At 26.5% G+C, this 4,667-nt stretch carries 5 protein-coding genes; 3 read left to right on the top strand and 2 right to left on the bottom strand.

What is annotated here, in order from left to right; translation table 11 throughout:
- On the bottom strand, positions 1-268 hold a 268-nt coding region (locus ACRDBA_RS13835), incomplete at its 3' end, for an RNA polymerase sigma factor (RefSeq protein WP_438573512.1).
- 418 nt (positions 269-686) lie between these two features.
- On the opposite strand from ACRDBA_RS13835, the gene ACRDBA_RS13830 reads away from it, so the two are divergent.
- Positions 687-1,619 (top strand): ABC transporter ATP-binding protein, encoded by a 933-nt coding sequence (locus tag ACRDBA_RS13830; protein ID WP_438573511.1) that lies wholly within the window; start codon positions 687-689, stop codon positions 1,617-1,619.
- 17 nt (positions 1,620-1,636) lie between these two features.
- On the top strand, positions 1,637-3,328 hold the full coding sequence (locus tag ACRDBA_RS13825; protein WP_438573510.1) for an ABC transporter permease subunit: 1,692 nt from the start codon (positions 1,637-1,639) through the stop codon (positions 3,326-3,328).
- A 43-nt stretch (positions 3,329-3,371) separates the two neighbouring features.
- Here the strand turns inward: ACRDBA_RS13825 and ACRDBA_RS13820 are convergent, their stop codons facing one another.
- Positions 3,372-3,767 (bottom strand): HsmA family protein, encoded by a 396-nt coding sequence (locus ACRDBA_RS13820; protein WP_438573509.1) that lies wholly within the window; start codon positions 3,765-3,767, stop codon positions 3,372-3,374.
- A 189-nt stretch (positions 3,768-3,956) separates the two neighbouring features.
- Here ACRDBA_RS13820 and ACRDBA_RS13815 point away from each other — a divergent pair.
- A partial coding sequence (locus tag ACRDBA_RS13815; protein ID WP_438573508.1) for a response regulator transcription factor occupies positions 3,957-4,667 on the top strand: 711 nt, incomplete at its 3' end.

Here is a 4,667-nt window from a genome sequence, read left to right as displayed (position 1 = left end):
TTTGTTCTTGAAAATAAGATAAATCATCTAAGCAAGTTACTTTTGATGACCAAGAGCTACTTAAAATATTTTTGCATATATTAGAAGCTGTTTTTATAAACCAAGCCTTTTCATGTTGAAGATTTTCGAACTTAGGATTATATCTAATAAATTTTATAAATGTTTCTTGAGTAGCTTCTTCAGAATCATGTATGTTTTTTAAATGTAGTACACAAATTTTAAAAACCATATCAACTTGTCTAGCATAAGTTTTTTCTAATTCATTCATTAATGAACCTCCTTACACATTAAATACAATTAACTTATCTATATTGTTGCAAAAAAATAAAAAAAATATTTTTTATTTTAAATAATTAAAACTATAGAATAAATTTAAATAAAAGTAAGGGAATAAAAATAAAGAGTATAGTAATAATACTAGTGAACGTAATGCAGGAACAATTACAGCTAGTATGTTTATAGAGGAGGTTGTTCAACTTATAAATACTGACAGTATAATCTGTAAAATATTTTAAGGTAATTTTAAGGATTTCTTAACTAAAACGCAAGATATATTATCTATAATTAAGCACATTAAGTAATTTAAACTTAAAATATAAAGTAATTGATACAAAAGATGGATCAATTGAAGCAAAAGTAGTTAATAAGTAAGATATAAAAATTAATAAAAGAAAGGATATGCGGCAATGAATGCAGTTTTAGAATTGAAAAATGTAAGTAAGATTATGAATGGTAAAGCCTTAGTAGAAGATATAAGCTTTACGATAAGCAAGGGTGAAATATTTGGTTTTTTAGGACCAAATGGTGCAGGTAAAACAACTACAATTAAGATGATTACAGGTCTTTATAGTATAAGTAAGGGTGAAATATATATTGATGGAAAAAGTGTAAAAAAGAGCTTTGAAAAGGCCTTAAATGGTGTTGGTGGAATAATTGAAAATCCTGAAATGTATGGATATTTATCAGGAAGAGATAATTTAAGACTTTATGCAAGAATGCATGGGGGAATTTCAAGAGAGAGAATAGATGAAGTTGTAAGTTTAGTTAAGCTTGGAAATAGAATTAATGATAAGGTAAGCAAATATTCATTAGGTATGAGACAAAGACTAGGGGTAGCACAAGCACTTTTACATAAACCAAGTCTTCTTATATTAGATGAACCTACAAATGGACTAGATCCAATGGGAATTAAAGAATTAAGAGAAACATTAAGGGATTTAGCAGAAAAAGAAGGTTTATCTGTAATGGTATCAAGTCATCTTTTAAGTGAAATGGAGCTTATGTGTGATAGGTTTGGAATAATAGATGGCGGAAAAATGATAGATATAAAAACTATTGGAGATATAAAGAAGGATGAAACTGTTTTAGTTAAGTCTTATAAAATAGAAGTTGATAATAATAAAAAAGCATTAGAAGTAATTAATAAAAAATATTCAAATGCTAAGGCAGAGCTTTTAGAAGATGCAATTAAAGTAACTTGTGAAAGAGAAAATCTTGCAAAAATTAATAAGGAATTAATAGAAAATAATATATCTTTATTTATGGTAACTCTACTTACTAAGACATTAGAAGATGAGTTTATGGAAGTAACTAAAGGTTCTAAAGATCAAATTAGATAAGGAGGATATATACTATTATGAAGATATTCAGATTAACATATAATGAATTAGTAAAACAATTTAAAAAGCCAAGTATAAAAATAATATTTGCACTTATATTAATATCAGCAATTGTATTACCTATGGCTGTAAATAAAATACCAGTAGATAGATATTCAGCTAATGCTCTAGAAAGTTATAAATTTATGTTAGAGCAAGAAAACGAAAATGTTGAATTTTTTAAAGAGGATAAAACACAAAAGGGGCAGATTGCTTATCAATATGCTGTAATAAATAGAGATGCAGCTCAAATGTTTGTTGATTATAAAATAGGTTTTGATGATTGGAAAAGTGGAGTTGTAGATTATTATAAGGATGCATCATATAATTTAGCTGCAATAGAATTTGTATTAGAGGGATATGATCAAAATGTAATTATGGAAGGCTTAAGGGGTACAGACTCAAAGACAGTAGCTTCTTATTATGATGATAAAATGACTTTAGCAAAGAAAAAAGAAATAGAAGCATCATATATAGCGGAAAAGGAAAAGCTAAAGAGTATATTAGAACAGTCAAATTATCAAGGATATACAGAGGAAAGAATTGTTAAAACAAGAGGGTATATAGCAGATCGTCAAAATGAAATTGCTGAATATGAAAAATTAAAAGAAAAAAATCCTCAAACTAAGGAAGGTATAGCGGAATTACAAAATTTAGAAAAGAATGCTAACCATGCAAGAGAAATTATTCCTTTTTATGAACAAGACATACAAGTTATGGAGTTTAGATTAAATAATAATATTGATTATGATTTAAATAATTGGAAGAATAATTCAATAAAAACTATAGAAAAAGAATTACAAGATTTAAGAATTAAATTAATGACAGAAAAAGAATATTCATCACAAGCAGCTCTTCAAGGAATATCAATGACATATGATGAATATGTAGAAAATTATAAATCTAAAAGTGAAAAAAGAATAGAAAAGATAAAGCAATTATGGTATGGATTAGAAAACAATATTCCAGCTTTAGATGATATAAGAGATGCAAGAAGTGTATTAAATTCAACATATGAAATATATATTATCTTAGCAGTTATAATGGTAATAATAATTGGTGGAGGAATAGTAGCTACAGAGTTTTCTAAGGGAACTATTAGATTATTATTAATAAGACCAGTTTCAAGATGGAAAGTATTATTATCAAAATTATTAGCTGTATTAGTAGTAGGTTTTGCAATAGTTATATTAGGTATAGGAATACTTTATGCATCAACAGGATATGTATTTGGATTTGAAACATATAAAACTCCAATATTAGAAACAATAAATGGAGCTATTATGCATATAGAATTTATAAACTTCTTATTACCTAAGGTAGTTATTTCATGTGCAAGCTTAGTATTTATATCATCACTAGTATTTATGATATCAACATTAGCAAGAAATACAGCATTAGCAGTAGCTATAAGTATGATTCTTTATTTAGGAACAGCACCAGCTACAGATTTATTAATTAGCGCAAAGCAAATATGGATAATAAATACTTTAATACCATATATAAATTCATCATATCTTAGATTAGTGCCAACTACAGAAAGAGCATTAGCAGAAGGATTTGGATTACAGCTTCAATATCAAAATGGAGCTATTCAATTATTAATAGTATCAGCCATAATGTTAATATTAACATTTATTATATTTGTAAAAAAAGATGTGAAGAATTAATTTAAAAAATAAGAGCGTAGCTAGTAAGCTACGCTCTTTAATATTAACCTGCCATTCCAATAAACATTCCTACTACATATGGTATTAACCAAAGTAACCAAACAGTAATACTGAATTTGTGGAAAGTTTCTTTTTTATGCTCATCATTTTTATATAATACCCAAGTTGCCCATGCTGCATGGAATATCATTAAAACTATTGCTAAGAAACCAGTAATTCCATGAATCATTTGGCTTGTTGCTGAAATTGCACTTGGTCCTGATTTAGCTATATTAGTCATAGTTAATGTACCTATAGTGTCACATATAAGTCCTAACCAAAATATTATTACATGTTTTGCTTGTAAGGTTTTTGATCTTCTTTCTCCAAATACACCTGTTGTATAAAATACTAGTGCTAATGTTATTGTTACTATTGCAAATATTAATTTTCCATCCATTTTAATTTCTCCTTTAAGTTTAAGATTTATTTTTTAACTAAGTTTATTTTAAGCTTTCAATCTTTAATCAATATAAAATCTATCTTAAATCCATCTTAAATCTATTAATAGGGGAAGAATTTAAATATATTTTGGTGATATTATATAATAAACAAAAGTGTGTAAGTAAAAGAAAGGGGAATGAGAAAGATGAGTGTTATATTTGACAAATTTAAAGTTTTATTAATAGATGATGAAGAAGAAATAGCAGAAATATTAGAAACTGTTTTAAATAGAGAAGGTTTTAGTAATGTTTTTGTAGCTAACAATGGAATAGATGGAATTAATATATTTAAAGAAGAAAAGCCAGATATTGTTTTACTAGATATTATGCTTCCTGATATAAGTGGATATGATGTATTTAATGAACTTAGAAAGGTTAATACTAATGTTCCAATTTTATTTATATCAGCAAAATCAGAAGAAGTAGATAGATTATTAGGATTTGCTATAGGAGCAGATGATTATATAACTAAGCCATTTAGTGCTAAGGAAGTTGCATTTAGATTAAAGGCTAGATTAAAGGTATTTGATAATGTAGCTAAGAAGAATGAAGAACCAGAAAAAAGAGTTATTCAATTTGGAGATATAAAAATAAATGAAGAAACAGGTGAAGTATATAAGGATGATAAAAGCTTAGACTTTACTGCAAAGGAATTAAAGTTATTAATGTATTTTATCAATAATCCAAATAGAATTATAAGCAAGGAAACACTTTGTAGAGAGGTTTGGGGAGAGGATTTCTTTGGCTATGATAATACTATTACTGTTCATATAAGAAAATTAAGAATGAAAATTGAAGATAATCCATCAAAGCCACAGTATTTAACTACTGTAATTGGACTTGGATATAAGTTTGTA

The organism is Clostridium sp., assembly GCF_051654825.1.
In the GTDB taxonomy this organism is placed as follows: domain Bacteria; phylum Bacillota; class Clostridia; order Clostridiales; family Clostridiaceae; genus Clostridium.
The sequence above is the reverse complement of the archived record's forward strand: the minus strand, read 5'-3'. Positions and strand labels throughout refer to the sequence as shown.

Bases quoted from the DNA above. Each gene is read 5' to 3' on its own strand.
- ACRDBA_RS13830 (WP_438573511.1), top strand. From the start codon at position 687: ATGAATGCAGTTTTAGAATTGAAAAATGTAAGTAAGATTATGAATGGT.
- ACRDBA_RS13825 (WP_438573510.1), top strand. From the start codon at position 1,637: ATGAAGATATTCAGATTAACATATAATGAATTAGTAAAACAATTTAAA.
- ACRDBA_RS13820 (WP_438573509.1), bottom strand. From the start codon at position 3,767: ATGGATGGAAAATTAATATTTGCAATAGTAACAATAACATTAGCACTA.